The organism is Hydrogenophaga soli, from assembly GCF_054777695.1.
Map to the genome: position 1 here is coordinate 204,090 of NZ_BAAHAK010000001.1, position 25,598 is coordinate 229,687.

At 66.2% G+C, this 25,598-nt stretch carries 21 protein-coding genes; 6 read left to right on the forward strand and 15 right to left on the reverse strand.

The annotated features are described in order from the left end of the window. Window positions 1-4 precede the first annotated feature (4 nt). Both ACYVB7_RS00910 and ACYVB7_RS00915 read left to right on the forward strand, forming a co-directional pair. On the forward strand, window positions 5-1,021 hold the full coding sequence (locus ACYVB7_RS00910; protein ID WP_460504661.1) for an MlaD family protein: 1,017 nt from the start codon (window positions 5-7) through the stop codon (window positions 1,019-1,021). Continuing rightward, window positions 1,018-1,779 (forward strand): hypothetical protein, encoded by a 762-nt coding sequence (locus ACYVB7_RS00915; RefSeq protein WP_460504663.1) that lies wholly within the window; start codon window positions 1,018-1,020, stop codon window positions 1,777-1,779. The genes ACYVB7_RS00910 and ACYVB7_RS00915 overlap by 4 nt, the downstream gene beginning before the upstream one ends. Here the strand turns inward: ACYVB7_RS00915 and ACYVB7_RS00920 are convergent. The 4 genes from ACYVB7_RS00920 to ACYVB7_RS00935 all read right to left on the reverse strand — a co-directional run bounded on the left by ACYVB7_RS00920 (window position 1,766) and on the right by ACYVB7_RS00935 (window position 5,313). Further along, window positions 1,766-2,689, reverse strand: a complete 924-nt coding sequence (locus ACYVB7_RS00920; RefSeq protein WP_460504665.1) for an AEC family transporter — start codon at window positions 2,687-2,689, stop codon at window positions 1,766-1,768. The genes ACYVB7_RS00915 and ACYVB7_RS00920 overlap by 14 nt on opposite strands. Before the next feature lie 70 nt (window positions 2,690-2,759). After that, a complete protein-coding gene (locus ACYVB7_RS00925; protein ID WP_460504667.1) occupies window positions 2,760-4,397 on the reverse strand; it encodes a hypothetical protein in 1,638 nt (545 codons plus the stop codon). After that, the gene (locus tag ACYVB7_RS00930) at window positions 4,394-4,843 is read right to left on the reverse strand and encodes a hypothetical protein (RefSeq protein ID WP_460504669.1); all 450 of its coding nucleotides are present in this window, start codon (window positions 4,841-4,843) and stop codon (window positions 4,394-4,396) included. The genes ACYVB7_RS00925 and ACYVB7_RS00930 overlap by 4 nt, the downstream gene beginning before the upstream one ends. Continuing rightward, window positions 4,840-5,313 (reverse strand): hypothetical protein, encoded by a 474-nt coding sequence (locus ACYVB7_RS00935; RefSeq protein ID WP_460504671.1) that lies wholly within the window; start codon window positions 5,311-5,313, stop codon window positions 4,840-4,842. Before ACYVB7_RS00935 ends, ACYVB7_RS00930 begins: the two co-directional genes overlap by 4 nt. A 335-nt stretch (window positions 5,314-5,648) precedes the next feature. Between ACYVB7_RS00935 and ACYVB7_RS00940 the strand changes: the two genes are divergently transcribed. From ACYVB7_RS00940 to ACYVB7_RS00955, 4 genes are all read left to right on the forward strand, one after another. Beyond that, window positions 5,649-6,578 (forward strand): tripartite tricarboxylate transporter substrate binding protein BugE, encoded by a 930-nt coding sequence (locus ACYVB7_RS00940; RefSeq protein WP_460505106.1) that lies wholly within the window; start codon window positions 5,649-5,651, stop codon window positions 6,576-6,578. Further along, window positions 6,578-7,522 carry a site-specific tyrosine recombinase XerD gene (xerD, locus tag ACYVB7_RS00945; RefSeq protein ID WP_460504673.1) on the forward strand — a complete coding sequence of 315 codons (945 nt, stop codon included), beginning with the start codon at window positions 6,578-6,580 and terminating at the stop codon, window positions 7,520-7,522. Before ACYVB7_RS00940 ends, xerD begins: the two co-directional genes overlap by 1 nt. A 125-nt stretch (window positions 7,523-7,647) precedes the next feature. After that, window positions 7,648-11,019 carry a response regulator gene (locus ACYVB7_RS00950; protein WP_460504675.1) on the forward strand — a complete coding sequence of 1,124 codons (3,372 nt, stop codon included), beginning with the start codon at window positions 7,648-7,650 and terminating at the stop codon, window positions 11,017-11,019. Then, a complete protein-coding gene (locus tag ACYVB7_RS00955) occupies window positions 11,016-12,170 on the forward strand; it encodes a response regulator (RefSeq protein ID WP_460504677.1) in 1,155 nt (384 codons plus the stop codon). The genes ACYVB7_RS00950 and ACYVB7_RS00955 overlap by 4 nt, the downstream gene beginning before the upstream one ends. 22 nt (window positions 12,171-12,192) lie before the next feature. On the opposite strand, the gene dbpA is transcribed toward ACYVB7_RS00955, so the two are convergent. The 11 genes from dbpA to leuC form a co-directional block, all read right to left on the reverse strand. Continuing rightward, window positions 12,193-13,698 (reverse strand): ATP-dependent RNA helicase, encoded by a 1,506-nt coding sequence (dbpA, locus tag ACYVB7_RS00960; protein ID WP_460504679.1) that lies wholly within the window; start codon window positions 13,696-13,698, stop codon window positions 12,193-12,195. Window positions 13,699-14,083: 385 nt separating this feature from the next. Beyond that, window positions 14,084-14,713, reverse strand: coding sequence for a 3'-5' exonuclease (locus tag ACYVB7_RS00965; RefSeq protein ID WP_460504681.1), 630 nt, complete (start codon window positions 14,711-14,713; stop codon window positions 14,084-14,086). A gap of 13 nt (window positions 14,714-14,726) precedes the next feature. After that, window positions 14,727-16,565, reverse strand: a complete 1,839-nt coding sequence (locus tag ACYVB7_RS00970; protein ID WP_460504682.1) for a putative nucleotidyltransferase substrate binding domain-containing protein — start codon at window positions 16,563-16,565, stop codon at window positions 14,727-14,729. Between the two features lie 30 nt (window positions 16,566-16,595). Further along, window positions 16,596-18,311, reverse strand: coding sequence for a cation acetate symporter (locus ACYVB7_RS00975; RefSeq protein ID WP_460504683.1), 1,716 nt, complete (start codon window positions 18,309-18,311; stop codon window positions 16,596-16,598). Further along, window positions 18,308-18,616, reverse strand: a complete 309-nt coding sequence (locus ACYVB7_RS00980) for a DUF485 domain-containing protein (protein ID WP_460504684.1) — start codon at window positions 18,614-18,616, stop codon at window positions 18,308-18,310. Before ACYVB7_RS00980 ends, ACYVB7_RS00975 begins: the two co-directional genes overlap by 4 nt. Before the next feature lie 216 nt (window positions 18,617-18,832). Continuing rightward, the gene (leuB, locus tag ACYVB7_RS00985) at window positions 18,833-19,900 is read right to left on the reverse strand and encodes a 3-isopropylmalate dehydrogenase (RefSeq protein WP_460504685.1); all 1,068 of its coding nucleotides are present in this window, start codon (window positions 19,898-19,900) and stop codon (window positions 18,833-18,835) included. Between the two features lie 70 nt (window positions 19,901-19,970). Next, complete coding sequence (gene leuD / locus ACYVB7_RS00990) at window positions 19,971-20,627, reverse strand: 3-isopropylmalate dehydratase small subunit (RefSeq protein WP_460504686.1); 657 nt, start codon at window positions 20,625-20,627, stop codon at window positions 19,971-19,973. Then, window positions 20,624-20,758 carry an entericidin A/B family lipoprotein gene (locus ACYVB7_RS00995; protein WP_460504687.1) on the reverse strand — a complete coding sequence of 45 codons (135 nt, stop codon included), beginning with the start codon at window positions 20,756-20,758 and terminating at the stop codon, window positions 20,624-20,626. Before ACYVB7_RS00995 ends, leuD begins: the two co-directional genes overlap by 4 nt. 24 nt (window positions 20,759-20,782) lie before the next feature. Next, a complete protein-coding gene (locus ACYVB7_RS01000; protein ID WP_460504688.1) occupies window positions 20,783-22,783 on the reverse strand; it encodes a tetratricopeptide repeat protein in 2,001 nt (666 codons plus the stop codon). Continuing rightward, entirely contained in the window at window positions 22,758-24,098 is a 1,341-nt protein-coding gene (locus ACYVB7_RS01005) for a hypothetical protein (RefSeq protein ID WP_460504689.1), read from the reverse strand. Before ACYVB7_RS01005 ends, ACYVB7_RS01000 begins: the two co-directional genes overlap by 26 nt. A gap of 30 nt (window positions 24,099-24,128) precedes the next feature. Then, window positions 24,129-25,550 carry a 3-isopropylmalate dehydratase large subunit gene (gene leuC, locus ACYVB7_RS01010; protein ID WP_460504690.1) on the reverse strand — a complete coding sequence of 474 codons (1,422 nt, stop codon included), beginning with the start codon at window positions 25,548-25,550 and terminating at the stop codon, window positions 24,129-24,131. Window positions 25,551-25,598 lie beyond the last annotated feature (48 nt).

Consider the following 25,598-nt stretch of genomic DNA (forward strand, 5'->3'; position numbering starts at 1 on the left):
CCGCATGCCGCCCAGCGCCCCCCGCCCTGCCGACCCTGGATTGCCCAGCCTGGCCCAGTTGCGTCGCCGCGCCTTGGCCATGTTGGTGTTGATGGTGCTGGTGGTGGGTGTGGCCGTGGGGTATGTGTTGTACGCCCGCGGGGTGTTCGAGCCCAAGCAGACCCTGGTGCTGTTGATGGACGATGCCGAGGGCGTGTCGGTGGGCATGGACCTGACGTTTGCCGGGTTCCCCATCGGGCGGGTCGAGCGCATTGAACTGGGGTCTGATGCCGTGGTGCGCATTGCCGTGGCCGTGCCCCGCGGCAACGCCCACTGGCTGCGCACGTCCAGCGTGGTCACGCTGGAGCGCAGCCTGGTGGGGGGCTCGCGCCTGCGGGCCTTCAGTGGGGTGCTGACCGACCCGCCGTTGCCCGCCGGGGCCAGCCTGACCGTGCTCAAGGGCGATGCGCTGGCCGAGCTGCCCGCGCTGATGACATCGGTCAAAGACATCCTGGGCCATGTGGAGCACCTCACCCACCCCGAGGGCCCGTTGGCCCGCACCCTGACCCACACCGCCACCGTGGCCGAACGGGCTGCCGGGCGACAGGGTGCCCTGGCCGCCCTGGTGGGCAGCGACGCATCGGCCCAGCGCCTGCTGGACACCGTGGCGCGTGCCCAGACCCTGATCGACCGCCTGGAGCAACTGGCCCGCCGCACCGACACCCTGGTGGCCCATGCCGATGCCCAGGTGTTTGGTTCCGGGGCCGAGGCCGCCGGAGCGTCCCCCAGCCTGGTCCAAGAGGCCAAGGGCGTGGCCCAAGACCTGCGCACGGCCTTGCAAAGTGTGCAGCGCAGCCTGGCCAAGGCCGATGCCCTGCTGGCCGATGCCCAGGCCGTGGCCGCCAACACCCGCAGCGCCACCGCCGACCTGGGGGCCTTGCGAGCCGAGGTCGAGACCAGCCTGCGCGCCATGCAACGCCTGCTGGCCGACGTGCAAAGCCGCTGGCCCTTGGCCCGCAACCCCGAGGTGGTGCTGCCATGACCGTCATGTCCTTGTGGCGGGGCCTGGTCACGATGGGTGTGGGCATGGCCCTGGTGGCGTGCAGCCACCAGCCTCCCACCCCCGAATGGGCCTTGGCCGCCCGTGACGGCACCGAACGCGGCAACCTGGCCCACCTGAGCGGTCAGACCCGCGTGGCCAACACTGAATGGCAACGTGCCCGCCAAGCCGCCGCCAGCACCGGCGACCCCTTGGCCATGGCGCGTGTGGCCCTGGCCCAATGTGCGGCCCAGGTGGCCAGCCTGCAACTCTCGCCCGAGCCGGAACCCTGCACCCGTGCCGACGTGTGGCTTCAGGCCCAGCCGTCTGCCGCCTTGGCGGCCTACCGCCGTTACCTGCAAGGCCGGGTGGCGCATGCCGCCGATGTGGCCTTGTTGCCTGCCGCGCACCAGGCCACGGCCCCCTGGTTGTTGGCCGCCCCGCAGGCCGGGGCCGAGGGTGCGCGGGAGCGCAGCGCCAGCCCGGCGCTGGACGACGCCCGCTGGGCCGACGCCTTGAGGGCCATGCCCGACCCCTTGTCACGCTTGGTGGCCGCTGCCGTGGCCTGGCGCAGCGGTCAGGCCGGTCCGGCGGTCATGGCCGAGGCTGCGGCCACCGCGTCGGCCCAAGGCTGGTCGCGTCCCTTGCTGGCCTGGTTGGGTTTGCACGCCCAGTGGGCCGAGCGGGCGGGCGATGCGGCGCTGGCCCTTCGGCTGCGTCAGCGCATGGACTGGGTGTTGAACCCGCTCACCACCCCCTGAGCACGCCCAGCGCAAACGGCAGGCTGACCATGCCCAGCAAGGTGGACAGCGTCACCAAACCCGCCACATAAGAGCCGTTGTAGCCCATGCGCGCGGCCAGCACATAACAACTGGACGCGGTGGGCAGGGCCGAGAACATCAGCAGCACGGCGGCCTCGGCGTCGTTGAGCGCAAACGCCTGGGTCAGGCCCCAGGCCACCACCGGCAGCGCCAGGTGTTTGAGCCCCAGCACCGCCACAGCCAGCGATTTGGCCTGCGCCAGCGACCCGAATTGCATGCCCGCACCCGCAGCCATCAGCCCCAACGCCAGCGACGACGCGCCGATGCGGCTCACGGTGGGCTCCAACCAGCCGGGCACCTGGAACCCGGCCAGGTTGGCCACCAAACCGCTGACCGTGGCCAGGATCAGCGGGTTGCGCACCAGCTCGGCGGCAAAGCCCCGACCTCCCGGGTTGTGGTGGTGGCGGTGCATGGGCCACACCGCGCCCATGTTGAAAATGGGCACACACAGCCCGATCAGCACCGCCACCAGTTGCGTGCCTTGGGGCCCAGCCACCTTGCCCACCAGGGCCAGGGCAATGAAGGAGTTGAAGCGAAACCCCACCTGCGCACTGGCGGCGTGCAGTCGGGCATCGCAGTGCCGCCCCACACCCGGCCACCACGGCAGCGAGTACGCCATGCCAATGCCTGCCGCGGCCAGGCACAGGCCCGCCGCCCCCAGTGAAGAGAGTGATTCCACCTCCAGCGGGTTGCGCACGATGGAGTGGAACAGCAGCACCGGAAACAGGAAGTGGTAGACCAGCCGGTCAATGGCATCCCACACCGACCGGTTGAGCGCCGTGAACCGACACAGCAGGTGGCCGATGAGGATGAGAGAGAAGTCGGGGAACAGGAGTTGGGCGAAGTTCACCCGGGCAAGGATAGCGGCAGAGGGCTCCGCGCCGCACGGTGAGGGTCATGCGGCGCGGAGGCTTCTGGCCTCAGGCGGTTTGCGTTTGTGGCGGGGGTTGTGTTTGCTGGGTTCGGCCCCGCTCCAGGTCCTGGAACAGCGCCTGCGCCGTGGCCGCTGCCTCGTTGGGCTGTGCGCGAACCGCGCCGTCGGCCTGCCAGGTGCCGCCCACCGTCTTGTACTGCAGGCCTGCATAGGCGGCATTGGCGAGGTTGCCCACAGCGTCCTGGGCCCATTGGGGTGACTTTTCCATGGCGGCACCCACGATGCTGAAGATGGCGTTGCTTCCGCTGATGGCGGCAATGCGTCCGGGCGTCTGGTCCAGCAGGCGGCCATAGTCCGGGGTATTGCCACTCTTGAGCTTCAGCTCGGGTTCCCATTTCTGCTTGGTGCCAGCCTGGTTGGCTTCCTGCTGCGTCACCGACATCCAGTCGGACGCTTCCACCACGGTGTTGATGGCGGCCTTGACGCCCGCCACACCGGCCTTGGTGAGCCAGGCCTGGCTGCTGGACATGGCGTCGCTCTGGCCGCGCAGCACCTGGTCGGCCACTTGGGCGTTGGGCACCATGCCCGGCAGGTGGCTGAAGGCGTAGTTGCCACCGGCGTTGGCCAGGGCGTAGAAGGTGGCCGCGGCCGTCATGTGGGTCCCGCTCACGCCCTGGGTGTCTTTGCCGGGGTTGACCATTTGGAAACTGGCTTGCAGCGAGTCGCGCATGCCGGAATAGACGAGGGTCTTGAAGTCCTTGACGAACAACTTGGAGGCGGTCTCGTTGCCCTTGTCCTGCGTGATCGCTGCATGGGCGCCCAGTGTCAGGTGGGTGAGCGAGGCCGCCACCTGTATGTTGGTGAGCATGCGCGAATGCAGCTGCTGCTGCGCACGCAGCTTGTCCTGGTCGGCCGGGGCGAGTTGGTCCCACTGCTGTTTGCTGATGGCATGGAAACCCCGTGCTGCAGCGTCGGGATTGCGTGCCTCCCGCATGCGGCGAACAGCCTGGGCACCGACGTTGACGACGCTGACGCCCAGTTGCAACCCCAGCGCGTGGGTGGGTGGCATGTGCCGCATGGACAGGATCAGGGCCTCGGCCATCATCTCCCGAGCAAAGGTGGGCACGCCCACCGACACGGCCTGGTGGATCAGGTGGCCCAGGGCGGCTGCGGGCAGGCGTGTGCCCGGGTTGAGCAACTTCAGGGCTGACAGTTGGCCGGCCACTTCGTCCTTGGCACCGATGGCCACCTTGGCCACACCGCTGGCCGCATGACCGAGCGCGGCACCCAGTGCGGCCCGCCAGCTCTGCCCGGCGGGGGCTTGTGCTTGTGTGTTGGGTGCCTGGTTGTCGCGGAAGTGTGGCGTGCGTCGGCTCGAGAGTTCGAACAGGTCGAGCAAGGGGGTGCCACCGGTGTGCGGGGGCGAGGCTTCGGCTCCTCCCCCTGCATTCGGGAATGTGGGCAATGGAGGCAACGCGGTCAGCGCAGCGCGGGGAGGAGGGGGGGCGTTGTTGTCATTGCGTGGCATGGTCAACGTGCGCGAGGCCAGCGTGTCGTGCCCCATGGGTGCGCTTCGGTGGGCCAGGTCGGTTTCGGCCCGGCGCACCGTGGAGTCGTTCCCTCCGACGGGAACGAGTTGCAGATTGCCACCCAGGTTGGCGCGGTTGGTGTTGGAAATGGTCATGCGGCCTCCTGCTCGATCAAGCGACAAGTCATGTTTGCCATGGCGGCGAATTCGGTGATCCATGCCGCCAGGCGGGCGGCGGTGCCCTTTTCCAAGGGCCAGCGGCAGATCAGGGCGGCGCCAGAGGCGATCTCGCTGAACGGGCGGCAGAAGGCCACGCCCGACTGCAGCATCAGCGAGGAGCAGGTCATGAGGGCGCGGCGGCGGTTGGTGGGGTCGTTGAACCACGCGCCGGGCAGCGGTGCGCTCAGCACCAGGGCGGTTTCGTCGACCGAAAACCCGACCGAGATGCTTCGGCATTCCAGGTCAATGACGCCGGTGCGGGCAGCTTCCTTCGCCTGCTCGGCCGATGCGCCGAGCTGCAAGGCCGTGTCGTGCAGCAGGGTCAGCACCTCGTCCGGTGCTTCCAGTTCCTGTTCCTGCACCTGTTCGTGGAGCGCGCTCATGCCGATGCTCCTTCACGTTGGGGAACTTGGGCGCAGGCCACCGCGCCCGCACAGACGCCACGGCACAGGGACAACATGCCTTCCAGCCGTGCCGCCAGGAAGCGTCCGTCGTCCAGCTCGGGGGGCAGGCGCATGAGCAGCACGCCGTCGCCGTTTTCTTCCAGGCTGAACGCCATGTCGTCCACCAGCATGGCCTGGCCGTTGGCCACCAGCAGCGCGTCGAGCCACACCGGTTCACTCACCTCGGGGGGGCGCGCAAACTGGACGCTGGCCAGCCACGGACCGTCCGCGGGCCCCATGGGCAGCACATGAAAGGCAAAGCCCTCGATGGCGGTGGCGCCGATGTCGGCAAACTGCTGGGCCACCTCTGCAGGGGCCCCGAGCAGCGTGGCGGCGTCTTTCAGGCAGTGTTGACGCTTGGGCGACAAGGCCAGGTCAATGCCCGTTGCGCCGGACGTTGTTTTGTTCATGTTGACTCGCTTTCAGTCCTGTCGCCAGACTTCCGTGGCGTTCGGAGCGCAGCGCCCAACTGCAGCTGCAATGCCATGCTATGAAGCGAGTCGCGCCCGTTCTTTCGGTGTGCGAAGTGAATGCTGTTCTTGCGAAAAGCGTCTGTCCGAGACCCGCCACTGCGGGTTTGCACTTATGCATTAACCACAACCCGGCACTGGCGGCGTCCGGTCCAGAATGCGTCGGCGTGCGCGGCGTGGCAGTACCATGCCAGCCGCATCCAGCGTCTTCCAACAGGAGTTGTGTCATGAGCCTGCGTCGTCGTGTGTTCAGCCTGGGGGCCGTTGCAACGGCCATGTTGTTGTCCGGTGGGGTGTGGGCCCAGGCCTACCCCAACAAGGTCATCAAGCTGGTGGTGCCGTTTGCGGCAGGGGGTACCACCGACATCGTGGCCCGCACCATCGCCGATCCCCTGGGCAAGGCGCTGGGCCAGTCGGTCATTGTGGAAAACAAGGCCGGTGGCGGTGGGGTGGTGGGGGCGCTGGACACCTCGCGTTCTGCCCCTGACGGTTATTCGCTGGGTGTGGCCACGGTGTCCACCACGGCGGCCAACCCGGCCATCAACCCCAAGACGCCGTACAACCCCATCACCGACTTCACCCCCATTGTCAACATCGCGGCCACGCCCAATGTGATCGCGGTGCACCCCAGCTTTCCGGCCAAGGACTACAAGGCGTTCATCGAAGAGCTCAAACGGTCGCCGGGCCGGTACTCGTATGCGTCCTCGGGCACGGGGGGCATCGGGCATTTGCAGACCGAGCTGTTCAAGAGCTTGGCGGGGGTGTTCATCACCCACATTCCCTACCGGGGGGCGGGTCCGGCCCTGAACGACACGGTGGGGGGGCAGGTGCCCATCATTTTTGACAACCTGCCTTCGGCCTTGCCCTTCATCCAGTCGGGCAAGCTCATCCCCATTGTGGTGGCGGCTCCGCAGCGGCTGGCGGTCTTGCCCAACGTGCCCACGTTCAAGGAAGTGGGGTTGGAACCCGTCAACCGCATGGCCTACTACGGTGTGCTGGGTCCCAAAGGCCTGCCCAAAGAGGTGGTGGACAAGGTGGGCAATGCCGTCCGTCAAGTGCTGACCGACCCGGCGGTGAAAAAGCGCATCGAAGACACCGGCTCGCTGGTCATCGGCAACACGCCCGAGCAATTTGCGGCACAGATCAAGGCCGAGTTTGAGGTGTACAAGGCGGTGGTGGACAAGCAAAAGCTGTCGCTGAACTGATGGCAGGGGAGGTGCTGAGGGCCTCCTCCGCCAGCATCGACCAGTTTGTGGATGCGGTGTGGATGGAGGCCGGGCTGGCGCGGCTGACGTTGGACGCCTACCGGGGGGACCTGTTGCTGTACGCCAAATGGCTGCAGGCACACAACGGCAAGGCGCTGGACCAGACCGACGCGCAGGATTTGCGCGAGTACTTCGCCCACCGCGCTCGGCCCCGCACCACACCCAACACCCGGGGGCAGACCGATCGGGCCAAGGCCACCTCGTCCAACCGGCGCTTGACCGTGTTCAAGCGGTATTTCCGCTGGGCGTTGCGCGAGCACCGGATCCAGGCCGACCCCACGTTGCCGCTGCTGTCGGCCAAGCAGCCCATGCGGGTGCCCAAAACCCTGACCGAACACCAGGTGGAGGCCTTGTTGGCCGCCCCCGACTTGGCGCAGCCGCTGGGCCTGCGAGACCGGGCCATGCTGGAGCTGATGTACGCCAGCGGCCTGCGGGTGAGCGAGCTGGTGGGACTCAAGGCCCACCAGGTCAGCCTGAGCGACCATGTGCTGCGCACCTTTGGCAAAGGCAGCAAGGAGCGGCTGGTGCCCTTCGGGCTGGAAGCGGCGGCCTGGCTGCGGCGTTACCTGGCCGAGGCCAGGCCCGACATCCTGGCCGGGCAGCAGACCGATGACCTGTTCGTGACCACCCGCGGCCAGGGCATGACACGGGTGGCCTTCTGGATGATCGTGAAAAAGCATGCCCGCACGGCGGGCATCGTCACACCCCTGTCGCCCCACACCTTGCGCCACGCGTTTGCCACCCATTTGCTCAACCACGGGGCCGATTTGCGGGCGGTGCAGCTGTTGCTGGGCCACGCCGACATTTCCACCACCACCATCTACACCCACGTGGCGCGGGAGCGTCTCAAGACGCTGCATGCGCAGCACCACCCACGCGGGTGATGTCAAGGGGCGATGTGCGTCATTGTTTTGCACATCGGTTTGAGCTAAGGTGCAACGGTCCTCTGAAAAGCGCTTGACCGGGCATGGGTCGGGTTCTTGTAAGAGCCAGGATGGAGCCGCTTTCCATGAGTCCCGCGCACCACACCACACCGCCTCGCCAAGGGTTTGCATTTCGTCTGGCGGAGCTGGCCGGCCTGGTCAGCATCGTGGGCTTTGCCTGCCTGGTGGGGTTCAGCCTGTATCAGGAAAAGCGCAGCGTGGAGCGGCATGCCGCCATCGAGACGCAGAACATGGCCCGCGTGTTGGAAGCGCACGCCATGGCCACGGTGACCAAGGTCGATGTGCTGCTGCTCGACGCCTTGGACCTTTTGCGCTCTGAGGCCACCGGACGGGTGAATGGTCCGTTGCCCGAACGTCTGCAGGCTGACCTGGCCGCACGGCTCCTGCGGGTTCCTGAGGCAGCGGCCATCCTGGTGAGTGACGCCCGAGGCCATGTGGTGCACAGCAGCATGCAGCCCGTGCCTGTGTCGGAACCTTCGGATCAAAAGGAGTTTCCCCTCCTGCAAGCCGACCGCAACCCCGGCCTGGTGGTGTCGGAGTCGGTGCTGTCGCCCGTGTGGGGCATTTGGGTGATGACCCTGAGCCGCCGCCTGGACACTCCCGATGGGCAACTGGCCGGGGTGGTTCAGGTGGTGGTCAAGCTGGACGTGTTCGAGTGGTTCTACGCCTCGCTGGACATGGGGCGGGAGGGGGCCGTGCTGATGCGGGACGGGCAGATGCGCCTGCTGGCCCGCAACCCCCGCTTGCCCAACAACATGGGCCAGCCCATGCCAGGCCACCCGGTCAGGGCCTTTGTGGCCCGGGGCGAACGCACGGGCAGTTACAACGACATCAGTCCGGCCGATGGTGTGCAGCGCATGTACAGCTTTCGGCAGGTGGGCGATCTGCCGCTGTACGTGATGGCCGCCGTGGCAGAGCTGGACTACCTGGCCGAATGGCACACCCACCTGCGCTGGTATGGCGGGGCGGGGCTGGCCATTGCCCTGGCTTCAGGGGGACTGGCCGCCATTTCCCGCCAGCGCCTGCGCCGCCAGCTGCAGGCCGAGGCGGACCTGGCCCAGTACCACCAACACCTGGAGCGCATGGTGGAAGACCGCACGCAAGAGCTGCAACAGGCCCGGCGGCAGGCCGATGCGGCCAACCAGGCCAAGTCGGCCTTCCTGGCCAACATGAGCCACGAAATCCGCACGCCCATGAACGCCATCATCGGGCTCACCCAGCTGGCGCTGGACACGTCGCTCACCGCCCAGCAGCGCGACTACCTGGGCAAGGTGCTGGGCTCGTCCAAGGCGCTGCTGGGCATCTTGAACGACATCCTCGACTACTCCAAGGTGGAAGCCGGGCGCATGGACCTGGAGCAGGTGGACTTTGTGCTGGAAGAGGTGCTGTGTGCCACCGCCGACCTGTTCTCGGCCCGGGCCGAGGAAAAAGGGCTGGAGTTGTTTGTGGACATGCCCCCCGACGTGCCCCCCCGCCTGCATGGCGATCCCATGCGCCTGGGGCAGGTCATCAACAACCTGGTGGGCAACGCCGTCAAGTTCACCCCGCAGGGGGAGGTTCACCTTCGGGTGGAACGGGTCAGCCAGGACGGCGCACAGGTGTGTCTGCGGTTTCTGGTTCGCGACACCGGGGTGGGCATGTCAGCGCAGCAGCGCGAGCGTCTGTTTCAGCCCTTTGTGCAGGGTGATGCCAGCATCACCCGCAAGTTCGGTGGCACCGGGCTGGGGCTGACCATCAGCAAACACCTGGTGACGCTCATGGGTGGAACGCTGGCGGTGGACAGTGCAGAAGGGGTCGGCAGCACCTTCTCCTTCACCGCCCAACTGCGGCTGGCCCAAGGCGGCCCAACCTCCGCCGGGGCGGGCACTGCGCCGGTGCGGGGCTTGCGGGTGCTGGTGGTGGACGACCAGGACACGTCGCTGCTCATCCTGCGCACCTTGCTGGAGAGCTGGCAATGCGAGGTGACCACCGCCATGGACGGTGAGCAGGGCGTCCAGCTGTTTGGCGACGCGCTGACACAGGGCCGCCCGTTTGAGTTGGTGCTGCTGGACTGGCGCATGCCGGGCATGGATGGCCTGCAAGCCGCTCAAACCATGCAGCAAGCCGCCCGGGCGCAAGCCACCCCGCTGACGGTGGTCATGGTCACCTCCAGCCGCCGCGAGGACCTGCTGCGTGCGGCGCAAGATGTGAAGCTGGATGCGGTGCTCATCAAACCCGTCACCCCCTCGGGCCTCATGGACACCCTGGTGCAGCTGCAACACCAGGCGCCGCTGCGACCGCCCACCGTGGTGAGCGAGTTGGACGCCTGCTGGCAACGGCTGGCCCGGGTGCGCGGTGCACACGTGCTGCTGGTGGAAGACAACGAACTCAACCAGCAGGTGGCGCGCGAGTTCTTGCTGAAAGGCGGGTTGAGTGTCACCCTGGCCAACCACGGTCAGGAAGCCCTGGACTGGGTGCGCCGGGTCGATTTCGATGCCGTGCTGATGGACCTGCACATGCCGGTGATGGACGGCCTGGAGGCCACCCGCCGCATCCGCGACATGCCGCAGGGGCGGTTCGTCCCCATCATTGCCATGACGGCCGCTGCCATGGCCTCGGACCGCGCGGCCTGCATTGACGTGGGCATGAACGCCCACATCGCCAAACCCATCGACCCACAAGAACTGGTGGACACCCTGGTGCGCTGGATTCCCGAGCGCGAGCTGACCGACACCGCGTGCCCCCCCGACGCGGCGCTGCCTCCGCCTCCACCCACCGCCCCACCGCCCCCGTCCGTGCCCGAGCCAGAAGGGGCGCAAGCCGCGGATCTGGTGCAGGCCCTGCCCGGCCTCCAGGTGGCCGAGGGCCTGCAACGCCTGGGCGGCAATGTGGCGCTGTACCGGCGCCTGCTGCTGTCGTTTGCCGAGCGTCACCAGGACTCCTCCCAGCACCTTCGCATTGCCGTGCAGCAAGGCCCGTTGGACGACCTCTACAACCTGGCCCACAACCTCAAGGGTGAGGGCGGCAACCTGGGCTTGCCCCTGGTTGCGCTGGCCGATGCGGTGTGCCACCGCGTGCGCAGCGGGGGGGAGGACGGGACCGACGGCCTCCAGGCCGACGTGGAAGCCCTGGCCCAGGCCCTGTCTGCCGCCCTGACCCAGCTGGCCTCGCTCCCCGCCGATGCACCCGCTGCCGCGAGCACGCCCGATCCCGCGGGCTCGGGCCAGGCGGCGCTGGGCGAGGCCCAACTGCTGCCGATGCTCAAGAACCTGGACGCCCAGTTGCGGGCCCGCAACCTGGGTGCCCGGGCGCTGGCCGCCACGCTGGAAGACCGATTGCGCGGCAGCGTGCTCGGCGCCGAGTTTGCCGCGGTGGCCCAAGCCACGCGGCAACTGCATTTTGAGCAGGCCCGCGTGGCGCTGCTCAAGTTGATGGAACAACAAAGGTGGACTTCATGACCTCGCCGCCCGCCCCCAGCAAGATCCTGATCGTGGACGACTCGCTCACCAACATCGAGCTGCTGGTGTCCATCCTGGGCAACGACCACGAGCTCAGCTTTGCCACCAGCGGCAGCGACGCGCTGGACCAGGTGGCCCAGTACCCGGTGGACCTCATCCTGCTGGACGTGGTGATGCCGGGGGTGGACGGCTTCGAGGTGTGTCGCCGCCTCAAGTCCGACCCCGCCACGCGCGACGTGCCCATCATCTTCCTCACCAGCCTGGACAGCGCCGTGGACGAAGAACGCGGCCTCATGCTGGGGGCCGAAGACTTCATCCACAAACCCGTGTCGCCGCCCGTGGTGCGGGCACGGGTGCGCACCCACCTTCAACTGGCCAATGCCAAGCGGGAGTTGAAGCGACACAACGACCACCTGGAAACCCTGGTGGCCGAGCGCACCCGCGAAGTGATGCACCGCGACCAACAGCTGATTGCCTCCCAGGGCGCCACCATCACCGCCTTCTGTGCCCTGGCCGAGGCCCGCGACAACGAAACCGGCAACCACATCCGCCGCACCCAGAACTACGTGCGGGCCCTGGCCGAAGAGCTCAGCGACCACCCCCGCTACCGCCAGCGGCTCAAGCCCTCGTTCATCCAGACCCTGTTCAAGTCGGCCCCCCTGCATGACGTGGGCAAGGTGGCCATCCCCGACGCCATCCTGCTCAAGCCCGGCAAACTCACCGACAACGAGTGGCTGGTGATGAAACGCCACTGCGGCTACGGCTACAAGGCCATCGTGACCGCGGCGCGGGAACTCACCGACGACGACGGTGCCTTCCTGGGCTGCGCTGCCGACATCGCCTACGGCCACCACGAGCGCTGGGACGGCACCGGCTACCCCCGCCAGCTCCAGGGCGACGCCATTCCCTTGAGCGCCCGGTTGATGGCCGTGGCCGATGTGTACGACGCCCTCACCACCCGCCGCGTGTACAAAAGCGCCTATCCGCACGACCGCTCCATCCGCTCCATGGTGCTGGAGCGCGGCACCCATTTCGACCCCGACGTGATCGACGCCCTGGTGCGCGTGGCGGACCAGTTTGCCGCCATCGCCGCCCAGTACCGCGACGACGACTACCCCTGGGCCCAGAGCGACGACGACAACGCCCCCTGACCGCGCCCCGAGCCTTGCGGCCTCAGTCCTCCAGCACGCGCACCTTCACGCTTTTGCCCTTGATGCGCCCGGCATTCAGTCGGCTGGCGGCTTGGCTGGCAATGTCGCGGTCCACGGCCACGTAGGTGGACCAATCGTTCACGTTGATCTTGCCCACCTGCTCGCGGGTGTAGCCCAGGTCGGCGGTCAAGGCGCCCAGCACATCGCCGGGGCGGATTTTTTCCTTGCGCCCGCCCTGGATGTGCAGCGTCACCATGGGCGGCACCAGCGGGCCTTGGCCGGTGGGCGTCAACTCGGCCAGCGGGCTCCAGGGGGTGTCCTGCTTTTGCAGCACCTCGATCTTGCCCACATGGCCCATCTCGTCCAGGCTGGCCAGGTTGAGCGCCAGCCCGGCTTCACCGGCCCGCCCGGTGCGCCCGATGCGGTGGATGTGCACCTCCGGGTCGGGCGTCACGTCCACGTTGATGACGCAGGCCAGCGCGGCAATGTCCAGCCCGCGTGCGGCCACGTCGGTGGCCACCAGCACCGAGCAGCTGCGGTTGGCAAAGCGCACCAGCACCTGGTCGCGCTCGCGCTGCTCCAGCTCGCCAAACAGAGCCAGGGCGCTGTGGCCTTCGGCGCGCAGCACCTCCACCAGGTCGCGGCACTGGGCCTTGGTGTTGCAGAACGCCAGCGTGCTGGCGGGGCGGAAGTGCGCCAGCAAGCGGCCCACGGTGTGCAGGCGGTTGCCCTCGGTCACCTCGTACCAGCGCTGCTCGATGTGGGTGCCGCTGTGCTGGGTTTCCACCGTCACGGTGGCGGGGTTGCGCATGAAGCGGCGGGCCAGCTGGGCAATGCCCTCGGGGTAGGTGGCCGAAAACAGCAGGGTCTGCCGCTGGGCGGGGCATTGGGCGGCCACCTTGGCGATGTCGTCCAGAAAGCCCATGTCCAGCATGCGGTCGGCCTCGTCCAGCACCAGGGTGTTGAGCGAGTCCAGGCTGAGGCTGGCCCGGTCCAGGTGGTCCATGACCCGCCCCGGCGTGCCCACCACGACGTGGGCCCCATGCCCCAGGCTGGCCAACTGGCCGCGCAACGGCACCCCCCCGCACAGGGTGACGACCTTGATGTTGTCCTGCGCCCGCGCCAGACGGCGGATTTCGGTGGTGACCTGTTCGGCCAGCTCGCGCGTGGGGCACAGCACCAGGCTTTGCACACGCAGGCTGCTGTAGTCCTCGGTGCCGGGGGCACGCGGGTCCTTGTCGGTGCCCGGTGCGGCGGCGGTGTAGGCGGCGCGGCCCAGCTTCAGGTTGGCCAGCAGGGCCAAGCCAAAGGCGGCGGTTTTGCCGCTGCCGGTCTTGGCCTGGGCCAACAGGTCTTGACCCGCCAACGCCAGCGGCAGCGCGGCGGCCTGGATGGGTGTCATGGCCGTGTAGCCCAGCGTGGCCAGGTTGGCCAAGGTGGCGGGCGACAGGGGCAGGGTGCTGAAGTCAGCGGAGGAAACGGGGGCGGCGGGCGCGACGGGCGTGGACTGGGCAGGGACAGAGGTCATGCCGGATTATCGGTGGCGGCCAGGCGCCGGTGGCGTGGTGACCACGTCAGGGCGGTCACCAGTCATGGAAGTTACAAGCGATTTTGGCCTCTAGCGCTTATTTAAAAAGCGTGACATGCTACAAAAATAGGAGTGACTGGCGGATGGGCCGGGGGGTGGGCACCTTCGCCGGTGGCGAGGCGCACAGACCGTGGGGCGGGGTGCGCGGAAGCGCACCCTCCACCTCTGACTTCGTCGCGGCTGTCTGAGCGGAACGCCCGCAGGGCGTGCAGTGAGTTCCGCGACGACGCCCCACGGTCGAGCACCGCAGCGCAGTTCGCGCCAGCGAACCACCGGCGAGGCACCCACCCCACGGCCCATCCGCCAGGCCAGCCCCCGCGCCAGGTCAGTCCCGCCCCAACAACCCCCGCAACTTGATGAACGCCAGCGCGGCCATGGTCGCGTCGTTGACCGGGTTGTGGGCGTGGCGGGGCGGCAGGCCCAGGTCGTTCATCATGGACGCCAGCCGCAGGTCGATGTGGGCGTCGGGGTTTTGCTGGTATTTCAGGTCGTAGTACATGCCGGACACCTCGATTTGCGGCTGCGGCAGCGGAATGCCCAGCAGCGGGCGCACCAGCCGGTTGAGCATGGCCACGTCAAATTCCAGGTAGTAGCCCACCAGCGGGCGGGAGCCGATGAAGGCCAGCACCCGCCGGGCCACCTCGTCGGGCGGCAGGCCGCGTTCGGCCAGGTCGCTTTCGCGCAGCTGGTGGATGCGCACCGCCTCGGCCTGCATGGGGCTGCGGCTGGCGTCGGGGCGCACCAGCAGCTCCAGGCGTTGGCTGGTCAGCACCTGGTCGCCCACCACACGCACCGCACCCACGCTCACGATGTGGTCGCGCTCGCGGTCCAGGCCGGTGGTTTCGCAGTCGATGCTCACCCACTCCTGGGGTGGTGGCGGGTCGAACAGGTGGGCATAGGCCGGGTCGCGCAGTTGGCGCCGGTACCAGGCGCGTTGAAGGCGTTGCCAGACCATGGCGGGGGCGGGCCTACAGGGTGTCCAGCCGGAAGTGGCTGCGCAGGTGCTGCTTGAAGCGGCGGATGATGGCGAGCGAGTCTTTCAGCAGGTCGCGCTCCAGGGTGCCCAATTCCGACAGGTGCACCTGGTGGTGGGCGGCTTGGCCCATCTGGCGCTGGCGCAGGTTGTGTTTGAGCTTGAGGTCCATCAGGAACTGCAAGGCGTCGGTCAGGTCGCGGGCCAGGGCGGCGTCCAGGTGGTCACGGGTGGTGAGCTGGTGGATGCGTTCGCTGGTGCGCAGGGCTTCGATGCGGTGCTGCAAGGCCAGCGCCCGGATGCCGTGCACGATGGGGAAGGTGCCCAGCTTTTTCAGGTCAAAGCTTTGCTCTTCGCGCCCGCGCAGGGTGGTCAGGCGGTCCCACCAGCTGCCGGGTTCGCTGAACTGCTCGATGGCCCCGGCAAAGCGGGCCAGCAGGGCGTCGTTGCCGGTGAAAAGCTGGTGCAGGTGGGTCCTGGCGTCAGTCAGCAGCCCGGCGTCGCCCGCGACCACGCGGGCGTCCATGAAGATGGCGAGGTTCATGGGGCCGTCGGCGTGCGGGCCCATCAGCCAGTCGGTGATGGTGGTTTTCAGCCCGGCCAGGGGCTGACGCCAGGCGGGGTTGGTGAGCATGATGTCGCCGGGGCAGGGCGGGTAGCCAAAGCGGGCCAGGGCGTCGTTGAACTGGCGGGCCACCTCGTCCAGCGGCACGGGCAGGGTGGAGGTGTCGAAGTTGTCGCGCAGGATGAGGGCGTTGTCCTGGTCGGTTTTCAGCACCTGCTCACCGCGGCCTTCGCTGCCCATGACCAGCAGGCAGCTGTGGTCTTGCAGGGCCTGAGGGGCGATGAAGCCCCACAGCTTGGCAAAGATCTGGCTGTTGAGTTCGCTCACCAGGGTGGAGATCACGTCGATCTTCACCCCGCCTTGGTGCAGCACACCGATCAGGCCGTCCATCTGCTGGGCGGCGGCTTGCAGCTCGTCCACGCTGGTGGCCTGCTCCACCTGCAGGGCAATGAGGTGCGAGTGGTTGGAGATGAAGCTCATCAGGTCCAGCTGGCTCAGCACGCCCAGGATGGTGTCGCCATCGCGCACCAGCACGCGGTGCACCCGGTGGCGGATCATGACCAGCAGGGCGTCGAACAGCTCGCTGTCGGGGGAAATGGCGATCAGGTCGAAACGCGCCAGCTCGCGCACCGCCAGCTGCTGGGGCGGCTCGGGCCGCAGCAGGGCGTCACGCAGGTCGGTGGTGGTGAACATGCCCGCGCGAGGCGTGCCGTCGGGGGCCGTGTCGCGCACCAGCGCGTTGGTCAGCCCACGTTCGGACAGCAGACGGCACAGGCTCACCAGGTCGGTGCTGCCGTCCACAAAAAAGGGTTTGCGGATGAAGGCGTCGCGCACCTTCACCATCATCAGGGAGAGGAATTCACGGTGCCGGTTGCCTTCGGACACGGCGGACAGCCGCCGCGACATGTCGGCAAACAGCATGGCGCTGAAGGCGCTGTTGCGGGCCACCAGCTCTTTCAGCGTGGCCTGCGGCAGCAGGTAGGTGATGACTTCGTCCAGCGCGGTCAACACGCTGGTGGTGCGCCCGGCCATGGCGGCGCGGGCGGCAAAAAAATCGTCGGGGCCGTAGACCGACACCACCTCTCCCGCCTCCACATGCTGCACATGGCCTTTGATGACCACATGCACATGGGTGGCGGGCAGGTCGGGGCTGAGGATGACGGCCCCGGGCCGGAAGTAGGCAATGTCCACCGTGTCCCGGACCAGCTGGCGTTCGTCTGCGCTCAGGCAGTCGAACGGGGCATTCGAAAAGTCGAAGGCGCTGGGCATGGTCCGGGTGGGGTGGGCGGGGCGTGCCGATCAGTGGCCAGAGGCCGAGGACGCGCCAATGCCGGTTTCAGAGCGCACTTGCTGGGCCAGGAAGCCGGCACGGTCTTCGGCGGCGCGGGGGCTCTTGTCCAGGATGGAGAACAGCCAGATGCCGACAAAACCGATGGCCATGGAGAACAGCGCGGGCGAGGTGTAGGGGAAGGGGGCACTGCCTTTGGGGTTGCCCAGCACGGCCACCCACACGGAGTCGGACAGCACGGTCAGCACCACGGAAGACACCAGGCCCAAAAAGCCGCCGATCACCGCGCCGCGGGTGGTGCAGTCTTTCCACAGCACCGACAGGAACAGCACCGGGAAGTTGGCCGACGCGGCAATGGCGAAGGCCAGCGACACCATGAAGGCGATGTTCTGCTTCTCGAAGGCAATGCCCAGCGCCACGGCGATGATGCCCAGGGCGATGGTGGTGGCACGGGACACCTTCAGTTCGGAGGCGCTGTCCACCTTGCCCTTCTTGATCACGGTGGCGTAGATGTCGTGCGACACGGCAGAGGCCCCCGACAGCGTCAAGCCCGCCACCACGGCCAGGATGGTGGCAAACGCCACGGCCGAGATGAAGCCCAGGAACACGTTGCCGCCCACGGCGTTGGCCAGGTGGATGGCGGCCATGTTGCCGCCGCCCTTCAGGGCACCCTTGGCGTCGAGGAACTCGGGGTTGGTCAGCACGAAGGCGATGGCGCCAAAGCCGATGATGAAGGTCAGGATGTAGAAGTAGCCGATCCAGGTGGTGGCCCACAACACGGACTTGCGGGCTTCCTTGGCGTTGGGCACGGTGAAGAAGCGCATCAGGATGTGGGGCAGGCCGGCGGTGCCGAACATCAGGGCCATGCCGAAGCTGATGGCGCTGATGGGGTCCTTCACAAACGAGCCCGGTCCCATGATGGACGAACCGGCCTTGGCCGCCTCTTCAGGCGATTTGCCCGCGGCGGTGGCCAGCCCGGCCTTGATCTCCACGGCCTTGGCAAACATGGCCTCGGGGCTGAAACCGAACTGCACCAGCACCATGAAGGCCATGAACGATGCACCCGCCAGCAGCAGGCAGGCCTTGATGATCTGCACCCAGGTCGTGGCCGTCATGCCACCGAACAGCACGTACACCATCATCAGCACGCCGACGATGATCACGGCGTACATGTAGTCCAGCCCGAACAGCAGCTTGATGAGCTGACCGGCACCCACCATCTGGGCGATCAGGTAGAACGCCACCACCACCAGCGTGCCCGAGGCGGCAAACATGCGGATGGGCGTCTGGGCAAAACGGAAGGCGGCCACGTCGGCAAAGGTGAACTTGCCCAGGTTGCGCAGGCGCTCGGCCATGAGGAAGGTGACCACGGGCCAGCCCACCAGGAAGCCGATGGAGTAGATCAGACCGTCAAAGCCGCTGCTCATCACCGCGGCGGAAATGCCCAAGAAGGATGCGGCGGACATGTAGTCACCCGCAATGGCCAGGCCGTTCTGGAAGCCGGTGATGCCACCACCGCCGGTGTAGAAGTCGGCGGCCGACTTGGTCTTGGCCGCCGCCCATTTGGTGATGAACATGGTGGCCGCCACGAAGACGCCAAACATGATGATGGCCGTCCAGTTGGTGGCCTGCTTTTCGGCCTGGCCCAGGTCGGCACCGGCGGCCCAGGCCCCGGCGGAAACCATCAGGGCGGCCAGGCCCAGGAGGGAGGTGTGGATGCGCTTCATTTCAGGACGGCTTTCTTGATGTCTTCGGTCAGGTCGTCGAACTCGCTGTTGGCGCGACGCACGTAAATGCCCGTGATGACCACGGTGAACACGATCACGAACAGCCCGATGGGCATGCCCAGGGTGGTGACGCCCGTGCCCAGCTTCTGGGCCAGCAGGTCCTTGTTGAAGGCCACCAACAGGATGAAGCCGTAGTACACGACCATCATGGCGGCCGTCAGCCACCAGCCAAAGCGGGAGCGTTTGGCCTTGAGCTCAAGGTACTTGGGGTGTGTCGAGATGCGTTGAACCAGATCGGTTTCCATGCTTGTCCCTCAGAGTGATTGAAAACATCGCCCCCGGTTCGAGGGCTTGAGGGGGATGCTAGGAACGGTGGTTGACCAACTACTTACGGAACGCGTCAGCAAGCCTGTAAACACCTAGGGGTTTTCCCTGGAAGGACGACAGCGGGGGCTGAAAAACAAAAAAGGCAGCCCTTGAGGACTGCCTTTTTGAGGGGGGAACGGCAGGGTGCCGGTCGGTCAGAGCGCCTTCACCACCGCGTCGCCCATCTGGGCCGTGCCCACCTTGGTGGTGCCTTCGCTGTGGATGTCGGGGGTGCGCAGGCCCTGGGTCAGCACCTTTTGCACCGCGGCTTCAATGCGTTGGGCCGCTTCTTCCTGGTTCAGGCTGAAGCGCAGCATCATGGCCGCCGACAGGATGGTGGCCAGCGGGTTGGCCACGCCCTTGCCGGCAATGTCAGGGGCACTGCCGTGGCTGGGCTCGTACAGGCCCTGGTTGGCACTGTTCAGGCTGGCCGAGGGCAGCATGCCGATGGAGCCGGTGAGCATGGAGGCCTCGTCGCTCAGGATGTCGCCGAACATGTTGCCGGTCACCACCACGTCGAACGACTTGGGGGCCTTGACCAGCTGCATGGCCGCGTTGTCCACCAGCATGTGGTGCAGTTCCACGTCGGGGTACTGCTGGCCCACTTCCACCATCACGTCCTTCCACAGTTGGGAGGTTTCCAGCACGTTGTTCTTGTCCACGCTGGTCACCTTCTTGTGGCGCTTGCGGGCGGCCTGGAAGGCCACGTGGGCAATGCGCTCCACCTCGGGGCGGCTGTAGCGCATGGTGTCAAACGCTTCTTCCGCACCGGGGAAGTGGCCGTCCACCGCCGTGCGGCGGCCACGGGGCTGGCCGAAGTAGATGTCGCCGGTCAGCTCGCGGATGATGAGGATGTCCAACCCGGCGATCAGCTCGGGCTTGAGGCTGGACGCGCCCACCAGCTGCTCGTAACAGATGGCGGGGCGGAAGTTGGCAAACAGGCCCAGGTTCTTGCGCAGGCCCAGGATGGCCTGCTCGGGACGCAGCGGGCGGTCGAGCTTGTCGTATTTCCAGTCGCCCACGGCGCCGAACAGCACCGCGTCGGCAGCCTTGGCCAGGTTCAGGGTGGACTCGGGCAGGGGGTGGCCGTGGGCCTCGTAGGCGGCACCACCCACCAGGGCCGATTCCATCTCGAACGACAGGTCCAGCGCCTTGAGCACCTTGACGGCTTCGGCCACGATTTCGGTGCCGATGCCGTCACCAGGGAGAACTGCAATTTTCATAAAATGATAGCTACAAGGCTATATGGAATAAGCGGTAGGGGTCAAAAAACCTTGAAGGATTTTGGCCGCCTCAGGCGTTGGGCAGCATGGTGTGCGCCAGCCAGGGCTTGGTGGCCAGGCGTTGGGCTTCATACGCCTGGATCTTGTCCTTATGGCGCAGGGTCAGGCCGATGTCGTCAAAGCCGTTGAGCAGGCAGTACTTGCGGAAGGCGTTGACCTCGAACGGGATTTCTTCACCCTGCGGCTTCACGATGACCTGGCGCGCCAGGTCGATGGTGAGCTGGTAACCCGGGAAGGCCATCACCTCGTTGAACAGTTGGTCCACCTGTGCCTCGGTCAGCACGATGGGCAGCAGCCCGTTCTTGAAGCAGTTGTTGAAGAAGATGTCGGCGTAGCTGGGGGCAATCAGGGCGCGGAAACCGTATTGCTCGATGGCCCAGGGCGCGTGTTCGCGGCTGGAGCCGCAGCCAAAGTTCTTGCGTGCCAACAGCACCGAGGCCCCGGCATAACGCGGCTGGTTCAGCACGAAGTCGGGGTTGGGTTTGCGGCTGGCGGGGTCCTGGCCGGGCTGGCCCGGGTCCAGGTAACGCCATTCGTCAAACAGGTTGGGGCCAAAGCCCGTCTTGCGGATGGACTTCAGGAATTGCTTGGGGATGATGGCATCGGTGTCCACGTTCTCGCGGTCCATCGGTGCCACCAACCCTTGGTGGACGGTGAAGGGGTTCATTTCTTGGCGGCGTCCTGGATGACCTGGCCGCCCTTCTGGACGTCTTTGCCAATGCCTTGCACGGTGTTGCAGGCCGACAGGGTGAAAGTCAGGGCGGTGGCCATCAAAATCCAATGGATCAGGTGTTTCATGGTGCTTCCTTTGCAAAGGGGGTTTCAGGGGAGGGCGGTGTGTGAATCGGCGCGGTCTGGCCGCGTCTCATCGAGTTGGGTCAGCAGGGTTTGTGCAGCTTCAACGCCCGTTGGGGACTGCTCTTTGTCAAACAGGGCCAGGGCCTGGGTGTACAGGGCTCGGGCCTCGTTGACGCGGCCCAAGTCCTGTTGCAACTGGCCCAGCGCCAGAAGCGCGTGCGCGCGACCCAGATCATCTTGCACATTGTCGTACAGGGCCATGGCTTGGGTGTAGAGGGCGCTGGCTTCGTCGGTGTGGCCCAGGTGGCGTTGCAACTGTCCTAGAGCCTTGAGTGTGTTGGCGCGGCCCAGGTCGTGTTGCTCTTTGTCAAACAGGGACAAGGCCTGGGTGTAGAGGGCTCGGGCTTCGTCGATGTGGCTCGGGCGACTTTGCAGATTGCCCAGCGCCAGGAGTGTGTTGGCCCGGCCCAGGTCGTCTTGTTCTTTGTCAAACAGAGCCATGGCCTGGGTGTAGAGGGCGCGAGCCTCAGCCATGTGACCCAGGTGGCTGTGCAATTCGCCCAGGGCTTGGAGCGTGTTGGCTCGTCCCAGGTCGTGTTGCTCCTTTTCGTACAGGGCAATGGCTTGGGTGTAGAGGTCTCCAGCCTCGGCAATGTGGCCCTGGCGGCGTTGCAAATCGCCCAGGGCTCTGAGCGTGTTGGCCCGTCCCAAGTCGTGTTGCTCTTTGCCAAACAGGTCCAAAGCCTGGGCGTAGAGGACGCGAGCCTCGTCGATCCGGCCCAAACGGTGTTGCAATTCGCCCAAAGCCCTGAGCGTGTTGGCTCGGCCCAGGTCATCTTGCTCTTTTTCGTACAGAGTGATGGCTTGGGTGTAGAGGGCATGGGCCTCGTCCAATTGACCCAGACGGTGTTGCAAATCACCCAACGCGTTGAGCGCGTTGGCTCGACCTTGGTCGTTTTGCAAATTTTCGTACAGAGCAATCGCCTGGGTGTAGGTGGCTCGAGCCTCGTTGATTTGGCCCAAACGGTGTTGCAAATCGCCCAGGGCACGGAGCGTGTTGGCACGACCCTGGTCGCTGTGCGTTTTATCAAACAGAGCGATGGCCTGCGTGTAGAGGGCATAGGCCTGGTCAATCTGGCCCACACGACGTTGTAAATCGCCCATAGCTTTGAGCGTGTTGGCACGACCCACGTCATATTGCTCTTGGTCGTACAGGGCCATGGCCTGGGTATAGAGGGAGTCGGCTTCGTCGATTTGGCCCAGACGGCGTTGCAAATTGCCCAACAGCAAATGTGCATGTGCATCTTCCAAGCCTTGGCCTTGCTGTTGCGCCACCTCCATGGCTTGGCGCAGCAGCGTTTGGGCGTAGGCAAAGGCACGCAGTTTTTGTGCTTCTTCGGCGGCTTGCCGCGCCAGATGCGGCGGCAGGCGCTTTCGGGCGGAAGGAGGGGCGGCTTTCCAGGCCGCATAGGCGCTGTCCCATGCGTGTTGTGCAGGGGTTTTGGGTGTGTGTGGCGCTTGTTCCTGAAGCGGCAGCGCTGGACCCCCGGTCGCGGTGACGCTGACGGCGGGCATCACCCCAGCAAATTCTGCGCGGTGCGTTGCGGGTTTGAGGACCCAACTGCGCACCGACCACAGGTCGGGTGCCAGCGCATCAATGTGGCCGATGTCGTCTTGCGGAATCCAGATCACGAACAAATGGCCGCTGGCAATCAGCGCTTGGCGGCCCTGGTTCAGCGCTTGCAACCAGGCGGGCACGGCGCTGGGTTGGGGGGCAATCCAGTGGAGCTTGCGGGGCTGCGGGGCCAGCCCGTGCCACAGCGCTTGCGGTGGCTGGGTGGTCCAGCCACAAAACGTCAGCTGTGCGGCGCGGTGTTGCAGTTCTTCATCCAGTCGGCGGCCCAACCAGGCGGTTCCCACCTGGTCGGCGGAAAACACAAAAACCAGGCCGAAGCCTTCGTGCAGCTCCCACCACTGTTGGAGTTGACGAAAAACCTCGTCAGGCCTGCGCCGCTGGGCTGGCATGCTCGGGGGCCTTTGTGCGGGCCAGAACGTCGTTGCGGATCAACGGGTGCAGTCCATACCAGGTGTCGCCATTGAGGTAGGCCAACACATGCTTGGTGCTGAGGTAACGCTCCAGCACCAGGGGAGTGATGGGGCTGCTCAGCTCCGCGGCATGGCTTTGGTCCACCTTGGCCATCCAGCGCATGTGCTCCAGGTCGATGGCGGTGTTGGGTTTGATCTGGGAGCGGGCGTAGGCCCAGTCGTCACCGTCCACACGGGGCTTTTGGGGGCTCAGGCCGGTCATGCAGACTTGCAGGCCGCGCATGAAGTCGCGCAGGTCACCGCCGCTGTCGCAGGCAAAGGCTCGCACGTCGGCTTCGTCAAAAAACTCGCGCCAATCGGGGCAGCGTTTGTTCAGCAGTTCAAGGATCTGGTCGACGCCGTCATCTACCTCGTAGCTGTTGCGCTGGAACACATGCACCGAGGGCAGTTGCACCGCAATGGCCCCGCCCAGCAGGGCGGGCAACTGGCGGTTTTGGTTGAGCACGTAGGGGGCAATGGAATACACCACGTGTACCAAGGGCAGCTTCAGCGCCTCGCTTTGCTGTGAAAACAGTTGCAGCACGCTTTCGTACACCTGCTCGGCCTTGTCGGCCACGCCGGTCAGCTTTTCCAGGGAGTCGATCAGCAGCACGCATTTTTGACCGTGGGGGCAGAGTTGCTGCTTGAAGTCTTGCGCAAACTGGTGCAACTCACGCACAAAGGCGTTGCGGTTGGCGTTGACCTGGTTGGCCAATTGGCTCAGGAACGAGTCGTCGGTGCGCAGGGCCAGGGATACCGAGGTTTTGGCCACCGCCACGTCAGCCCCCAAAGACAGTTTGTCGACGCTGATGTGGGTGCGCGTCAGAAACTCGGCGATCCGGTCAAACCAGGTCCGCTCAATGGCCCCCAGGTTGGCTTGCTCCACCCAGGCGGCCACCACCGCCAGCATGAAGGCTCCCAACTCAATTTCCCGTGAGGGGTTGAGCCAGTGCTCCATGTCCAGGTAAAACACTTTGCAGGGTTCCTCTGCATTGTTCTCCAGCTGGTGTTTCAGCCGTTGCAGCTCGGTCGATTTGCCACTGCCGCGCTGGCCGGTGAACAAGAACACCCCCTGCGCCTCCTGCAACTCAATGGCCTTTTGAAGCCGGTCCACCGCCTGTGTGCCGCCGTGCAGGCCGCGGACGTACTTGGCCCGGTCTTCCGCTTTGTTGAAGTCCAGCCCATGTTCAACCTTCAGCGTGTTGTAGTACGCCTTGAACTTTTGCTTGTCAAACGTGGCGGCGGGTAGGGTCATACAGGGCGGCTTTGCTGAAGAGCGGTCGAATCAGGCAAATTGACGGATGTCGACGAAATGGCCGTGGATGGCGGCGGCGGCGGCCATGGCGGGGCTGACCAGGTGGGTGCGCCCGCCGTTGCCTTGCCGACCTTCGAAATTGCGGTTGCTGGTGCTGGCGCAGCGTTCGCCGGGTTCCAGGCGGTCAGCGTTCATGGCCAGGCACATGCTGCAGCCGGGCTCGCGCCACTCGAAACCGGCGGCCTTGAAGATCTCGTGCAGGCCTTCGCGCTCGGCCTGCTCCTTCACCAGGCCGGAGCCGGGCACCACCAGCGCCTGGCGGATGTTCTTGGCCACCTTCTGGCCCAGCTTCTTCACCACGGCGGCGGCCTCGCGCATGTCTTCGATGCGGCTGTTGGTGCAGGAGCCGATGAACACCTTGTCCACGTACAGGTCGGACAGGGCCTTGCCCGGCTCCAAGGCCATGTAGGTCAGGGCGCGTTCGATGGCGGCGCGCTTGTTGGGGTCTTTTTCCTTGTCGGGGTCGGGCACGCGGTCGGTGACGGCCAGCACCATCTCGGGCGAGGTGCCCCAGGTCACCTGCGGCAGGATCTGGCTGGCGTCCAGCTCCACCACCGCGTCGAACACGGCGTCGGCGTCGGAGTGCAGGGTCTGCCAGTAGGCCACGGCCTGGTCCCACTCCACACCGTTGGGGGCCATGGGGCGGCCTTTGACGTAGTCGATGGTCTTGGCGTCCACGGCCACCAGACCGGCGCGTGCGCCGCCTTCAATGGCCATGTTGCACACGGTCATGCGGCCTTCCACGCTCAGGGCACGGATGGCGGAACCTGCAAACTCGATGGTGTAACCCGTGCCACCGGCCGTGCCGATCTTGCCGATGATGGCCAGCACGATGTCCTTGGGACCGCAACCCTTGGGCAGCGTGCCTTCCACCTTGACCAGCATGTTCTTGGCCTTCTTGGCCAGCAGGGTCTGGGTGGCCATGACGTGCTCCACCTCGCTGGTGCCGATGCCATGGGCCAGGGCCCCGAATGCCCCGTGGGTGGAGGTGTGGCTGTCGCCACAGACCACGGTCATGCCGGGCAGCGTGGCACCGTTTTCCGGGCCCACCACGTGGACGATGCCCTGGCGCTTGGACATGAACGGGAAGAAGGCCGCCGCACCGTACTCGGCGATGTTGGCGTCCAGGGTGGTGATCTGTTCCTTGCTGATGGGGTCGGCAATGCCGTCGTAGCCCCGTTCCCAGCCCGTGGTGGGGGTGTTGTGGTCGGCGGTGGCCACGATGGAACTGACGCGCCACACCGGGCGACCGGCCTGGCGCAGGCCTTCAAAGGCCTGGGGGCTGGTGACTTCGTGCACCAGGTGCCGGTCGATGTAGAGGATGGCGGTGCCGTCTTCTTCGGTGTGGACGACGTGCTCGTCCCAGATCTTGTCGTAAAGGGTGCGTCCCATCGTTGTGTTACCTGTGGTGCGTGCGGGGCTGGGGCTTTTTCGTGGAAC

Excerpts from the sequence above, each read along its gene's own strand:
- ACYVB7_RS00910 (WP_460504661.1), top strand. The coding sequence starts at position 5 with ATGCCGCCCAGCGCCCCCCGCCCTGCCGACCCTGGATTGCCCAGCCTG.
- leuD (WP_460504686.1), bottom strand. The coding sequence starts at position 20,627 with ATGAACCCCTTCACCGTCCACCAAGGGTTGGTGGCACCGATGGACCGC.
- ACYVB7_RS00975 (WP_460504683.1), bottom strand. The coding sequence starts at position 18,311 with ATGAAGCGCATCCACACCTCCCTCCTGGGCCTGGCCGCCCTGATGGTT.
- ACYVB7_RS01000 (WP_460504688.1), bottom strand. The coding sequence starts at position 22,783 with ATGCCAGCCCAGCGGCGCAGGCCTGACGAGGTTTTTCGTCAACTCCAA.
- ACYVB7_RS00940 (WP_460505106.1), top strand. The coding sequence starts at position 5,649 with ATGTTGTTGTCCGGTGGGGTGTGGGCCCAGGCCTACCCCAACAAGGTC.
- ACYVB7_RS01005 (WP_460504689.1), bottom strand. The coding sequence starts at position 24,098 with ATGACCCTACCCGCCGCCACGTTTGACAAGCAAAAGTTCAAGGCGTAC.
- ACYVB7_RS00965 (WP_460504681.1), bottom strand. The coding sequence starts at position 14,713 with ATGGTCTGGCAACGCCTTCAACGCGCCTGGTACCGGCGCCAACTGCGC.
- ACYVB7_RS00925 (WP_460504667.1), bottom strand. The coding sequence starts at position 4,397 with ATGACCATTTCCAACACCAACCGCGCCAACCTGGGTGGCAATCTGCAA.
- ACYVB7_RS00930 (WP_460504669.1), bottom strand. The coding sequence starts at position 4,843 with ATGAGCGCGCTCCACGAACAGGTGCAGGAACAGGAACTGGAAGCACCG.
- leuB (WP_460504685.1), bottom strand. The coding sequence starts at position 19,900 with ATGAAAATTGCAGTTCTCCCTGGTGACGGCATCGGCACCGAAATCGTG.
- ACYVB7_RS00915 (WP_460504663.1), top strand. The coding sequence starts at position 1,018 with ATGACCGTCATGTCCTTGTGGCGGGGCCTGGTCACGATGGGTGTGGGC.
- ACYVB7_RS00950 (WP_460504675.1), top strand. The coding sequence starts at position 7,648 with ATGAGTCCCGCGCACCACACCACACCGCCTCGCCAAGGGTTTGCATTT.
- leuC (WP_460504690.1), bottom strand. The coding sequence starts at position 25,550 with ATGGGACGCACCCTTTACGACAAGATCTGGGACGAGCACGTCGTCCAC.
- ACYVB7_RS00980 (WP_460504684.1), bottom strand. The coding sequence starts at position 18,616 with ATGGAAACCGATCTGGTTCAACGCATCTCGACACACCCCAAGTACCTT.
- ACYVB7_RS00935 (WP_460504671.1), bottom strand. The coding sequence starts at position 5,313 with ATGAACAAAACAACGTCCGGCGCAACGGGCATTGACCTGGCCTTGTCG.
- xerD (WP_460504673.1), top strand. The coding sequence starts at position 6,578 with ATGGCAGGGGAGGTGCTGAGGGCCTCCTCCGCCAGCATCGACCAGTTT.
- dbpA (WP_460504679.1), bottom strand. The coding sequence starts at position 13,698 with ATGACCTCTGTCCCTGCCCAGTCCACGCCCGTCGCGCCCGCCGCCCCC.
- ACYVB7_RS00955 (WP_460504677.1), top strand. The coding sequence starts at position 11,016 with ATGACCTCGCCGCCCGCCCCCAGCAAGATCCTGATCGTGGACGACTCG.
- ACYVB7_RS00970 (WP_460504682.1), bottom strand. The coding sequence starts at position 16,565 with ATGCCCAGCGCCTTCGACTTTTCGAATGCCCCGTTCGACTGCCTGAGC.
- ACYVB7_RS00995 (WP_460504687.1), bottom strand. The coding sequence starts at position 20,758 with ATGAAACACCTGATCCATTGGATTTTGATGGCCACCGCCCTGACTTTC.